This is a genomic window from Streptomyces cahuitamycinicus (assembly GCF_002891435.1).
Lineage (GTDB): Bacteria > Actinomycetota > Actinomycetes > Streptomycetales > Streptomycetaceae > Streptomyces > Streptomyces cahuitamycinicus.
In genome coordinates, this window is the sequence record NZ_POUC01000595.1 from 1 (window position 1) to 3,854 (window position 3,854).

The following is a 3,854-nucleotide window of genomic DNA, read 5'->3' on the forward strand; positions in this document are numbered from 1 at the left end:
GGCGAGCAGCACAGGAAGCCCTTCGTCGACCCCACCCGAAGCCCCGGCCGTCAGGTAGGTGTCCAGCCCCGGCATCCCGTCCAGCTGCTTGCGCAGGGCGTCCCGGTCCGCGGCCCGGTCGATCGCGCGGTGGAACGTCCAGGGGCAACCGTCCAGCACCCCCACCACCCTCTCCACAGCCGCCAGGTCGACCACACCACCCGCATCGAGGAACCCCAGGACGAACTCCTCCGCCCCGGCTTCCCGCAGCTCACCGGCCGCACGCACCAGCCGGTCGACGTCCCCCGCCCCGAAACCGGCGGCCGGCCGCAGCATCACCCGCAGCGAGATGTCGACCGCCCGGCGGATCCCGGCGACGGTGGCGGCCGACGGCGTGAGCCCGTCGGCCGCCATGTCGGTGACCACTTCGAGGCGGTCCGCGCCTCCCGCCTGGGCGGCGACCGCGTCCTCGACGCCGAGGGCGATCACCTCCAGGACTGCACGCTTGCTCATGGGGCCCCTTCGTCGGACGGGCGCCGCGTTCGGCGACAGGTCTAGTCCAATCAAAGACTACGCTGCCCATCCCCACCGGATCCGAAGCCCCCGGGGCCCTGCCTCAGCCGTAGATGTTCAGCTCCTTCACCTCCACCCCGGCCAGCTCGAACGCCGGCGCCCCGTCGACCGGCCGCCCCGCGTACAGCCGTACGAGCGTCGGCCCGTCCCCGATGAAACGGCCCGGGGTCCGCTCCCCGCCGCTCTCCCCCAGCCGCAGCGGCTCGTCCAGGTCGTCGAGGTCGGCGTGCAGCGGCACGTGCCCCCGCTCGCGGGTGATCCGGGCGAGCAGCGCGAGCGCGTCCGGCAGCCCGGCGCCGCCGTACGCCCCCGGCTCGCCGAGGGCGTCGCGGACGTCCCCGGCGTGCACCCACTCCCCGAGGGCGAGGCCGTCCAGCCTGCCGCCGGCCCCGGCGATCGCGGGCCCGGCCGCGCCCATCCCCCGCTCCAGTTCGTCGACGACCCGCGCGTCGCTCCAGTCGGCCCGTTCCGCGATGTCCCGGTCGTTGGCCTCGGGCCAGAACACGCCCTCCTCGAACCTGCCCTCCGCCACCCGGGTCAGCGCGGCCGAGCAGTGCGCCAGCACGTCCCGCACCGTCCAGCCCGGACACGCGGCGACAGGCAGCGCGAAGTCCTCCCCGGCCCGGTCCCGCAGCAGCGGGATCAGCGCGTCACGCTCGATCGTCAGCAACCGCCCGGGCTGCTCGGGGTCCCGTACGTCAGGCACATCAGCAGGAGTCGTCATGACCCCTACGCTAGGTGCCGAACCCCGCTCAGCGGGAGAATGCCCCCATGGCCGATCTCGACTCCCTGCGCACCCGCTTCGCCCGCACCCTGGAAGCGACCCGGGGGCCGGCCGGCGGCCCGGACCCGCTGCCGTACGCCGACAACCTGCTCGCCCGCTGGCAGGAGCCCCAGCGCCGCTACCACACGGTCGGGCACCTCACCGCGGTCCTCGACCGCGTCGACGAACTCCAGCGGTACGCGCACGACCCGGACGTGGTCCGGCTGGCCGCCTGGTTCCACGACGCGGTCTACCTGCCCGACCGCTCCGAGAACGAGGAGCGCTCGGCCCGCCTCGCCGAACGCGCCCTCGCCGAAGCAGGCGTGCCCGACGCGAAGACCGCCGAGGTGGCCCGCCTGGTCCGGCTCACCGTCACCCACGACCCCGCCGACGACGACTCCGACGGCCAGGTCCTGTGCGACGCCGACCTCGCGATCCTCGCCTCGCCCCCGTCGGCGTACGCCGCCTACACCGCGGCCGTCCGCGAGGAGTACCACTTCGTCCCGAACGACGCCTTCCGCGAGGGCCGCGCCGCGATCCTGCGCCAACTCCTCGACCTTCCCCGCCTGTTCAGGACACCGCACGGCACCTCCGCGTGGGAGGCCACGGCCCGGCACAACCTCACCGCCGAGCTGGAAATGCTGTCGCTCCCACCCCACGACGTCTCGTAGCCTCCCCGCCATGTGGACAACGGGAGCGGAACAGGTGGAGCAGGCCGTCGCCGAGTGCGTGGGGCTGTTGGGGGCGGTCACCGAGCGGGACTGGGAAGGCGTACGGGCGGGGCGGCTCGACTGGGACTGCCGGCAGACGGCGGTGCACATCGCCGAGGACCTCATCGCGTACGCGGGGCAGCTGGCGGGGCGGGAGCAGGACGGGTACTCGCCGTTCGAGCTGTCGCTGGAGGAGGGGACCGACAACGCGGGTGCGCTGCGCGTGATCAGCACGACGGGCGCCCTGCTCGCGGCGGCGGTCCGCACCGCCCCGCGTGACGTGCGGGCCTTCCACCCCTACCCGTTCCGCAGCGCGAACCGTGAGGGGTTCGCCGCGATGGGCGTGGCCGAGGTGCTGCTGCACACGCACGACATCTGCGAAGGGCTGGGGCTGTCGTACGAACCGGCGCCCGAGCTGTGCGACTTCGTGCTCAGCCGGATCTTCCCGCACGTCCAGCCCGGCCCCACCCCGTGGCCGGCCCTGCTGTGGGCCACCGGCCGCGCGGAACCGCCCGGCCGCGCCCTGGTGACCGGGTGGCGCTGGAACAACAACCTGGTGATCGGCACCGAGCGGCTCACCCTGGAGGGCGTCACCCCTGCGGCGGCCACCGACCTGTCCACGGTCGGCGACGGCGGCTACCCGTGGATCGAGGGCGGCCCGGTCGAGGGCACCCGGGTCGGCGCCGGGCTGATCTACAAGCAGTACGAGGACGGGGTCCACCGGCCCGAGTGGGGCATGTACGTGCTGGTCCGGCGCGAGGACGACCGCGCGCTCGGCGCCATGGGCTTCCACGGCGTCCCGGACGAGGCGGGACGGGTCGAGATCGGCTACGACCTGGTCGAGGGCGCCCGCGGACACGGCTACGCCACCGAGGCGCTGCGCGCGCTGTCGGCCTGGGCGCTGAAGCAGGACGGGGTGCGGACCGTGGTCGCGATGGTCGAGCGGGGCAACCTGCCCTCGCAGAACGTGCTCGCCCGGGCCGGGTTCACCCAGGTGCCCGCCGAGGACCCCGAGCACCTGGCCTACGAGCTGCGCGAACCCCGCGAGGGGTAGCGGCCCTTGGGCCGCCGCAGCCCCGCCGCGTGCAGCAGCCGCACCACCTCGCGGGTGCTGACCTCAACGGCCCCGGCGGCCACCACGTCGGCGTACCGCTCGCCGGGGATGTCGTAGTGGTCACGCTCGAAGGCCCGGCCGGGAACTCCGAGGCGAGCGGCGAAGGTGTGGAGCTCGTCGTAGGAGACGTCGCTGACGAGGTGGGACCACAGGCGGCCGTGGCCGGGCCAGGTCGGCGGGTCGATGTAGATCGTCACGAGCGCCTCACGACGACGTCGTCCCGCCGATGGCCTCGCTCAGCGATCCCACCGCGGCGACCTTCACGCCGGCCTCGCCGCACACCCAGTGCGGGTCGGCCCCCAACTCCGGTTCCACGTCCAGCGCGTGCGGCTCGCCGGCCCCGCACACCGGGCACAGCGGCCAGCGGCCGTACCGCTCCAGCAGGGCGTCCTGGACGTCCTGCGCGACCAGGCCGGCCACGTACCGGGCGCCCTCGGGCCACTGCTCGACCCACCATCGGCGCTGCTTGACGGACTCCTCGACCAGGGACACGACATCCGCGTCGGCGACGCGTCCCGCGACGAGGTCGGCCAGCACGAGGGCGCGCGCGGCGTGCAGCGCCTGCTCCAGGGGGCTGATGGGTTCCATGCACCCATTGTGCGCACTCTTGACCCCGCCGCCGCCCCGAAAATATCTTTCAAGCGTGACCCGAGACGTGAAGGAAATTTTCGCCCGCGAACGCGGCGGCCCCTCGGGGACGAGCACCCCGCCCGCC

The 3,854-nt window shown here is 74.1% G+C and carries 6 protein-coding genes; 2 read left to right on the forward strand and 4 right to left on the reverse strand.

Annotated features, from left to right (window positions below):
• A partial coding sequence (locus C1J00_RS39925) for a copper homeostasis protein CutC (RefSeq protein WP_102913755.1) occupies nt 1–492 on the reverse strand: 492 nt, incomplete at its 3' end.
• 103 nt (nt 493–595) lie between these two features.
• A complete protein-coding gene (locus C1J00_RS39930; RefSeq protein ID WP_102913750.1) occupies nt 596–1,276 on the reverse strand; it encodes a maleylpyruvate isomerase family mycothiol-dependent enzyme in 681 nt (226 codons plus the stop codon).
• Nucleotides 1,277–1,323: 47 nt separating this feature from the next.
• On the opposite strand from C1J00_RS39930, the gene C1J00_RS39935 reads away from it, so the two are divergent.
• Together C1J00_RS39935 and C1J00_RS39940 are read left to right on the forward strand one after the other, a co-directional pair.
• Nucleotides 1,324–1,986, forward strand: a complete 663-nt coding sequence (locus C1J00_RS39935; protein WP_102913751.1) for an HD domain-containing protein — start codon at nt 1,324–1,326, stop codon at nt 1,984–1,986.
• 34 nt (nt 1,987–2,020) lie between these two features.
• Entirely contained in the window at nt 2,021–3,079 is a 1,059-nt protein-coding gene (locus C1J00_RS39940) for a GNAT family N-acetyltransferase (protein WP_102913752.1), read from the forward strand.
• On the opposite strand, the gene C1J00_RS39945 is transcribed toward C1J00_RS39940, so the two are convergent.
• Together C1J00_RS39945 and C1J00_RS39950 are read right to left on the reverse strand one after the other, a co-directional pair.
• Nucleotides 3,049–3,336 (reverse strand): DUF4031 domain-containing protein, encoded by a 288-nt coding sequence (locus tag C1J00_RS39945; protein WP_102913753.1) that lies wholly within the window; start codon nt 3,334–3,336, stop codon nt 3,049–3,051. The two genes, C1J00_RS39940 and C1J00_RS39945, sit on opposite strands and share 31 nt — an antisense overlap.
• A gap of 7 nt (nt 3,337–3,343) precedes the next feature.
• The gene (locus tag C1J00_RS39950) at nt 3,344–3,727 is read right to left on the reverse strand and encodes a DUF8819 family protein (protein ID WP_102913754.1); all 384 of its coding nucleotides are present in this window, start codon (nt 3,725–3,727) and stop codon (nt 3,344–3,346) included.
• Nucleotides 3,728–3,854 lie beyond the last annotated feature (127 nt).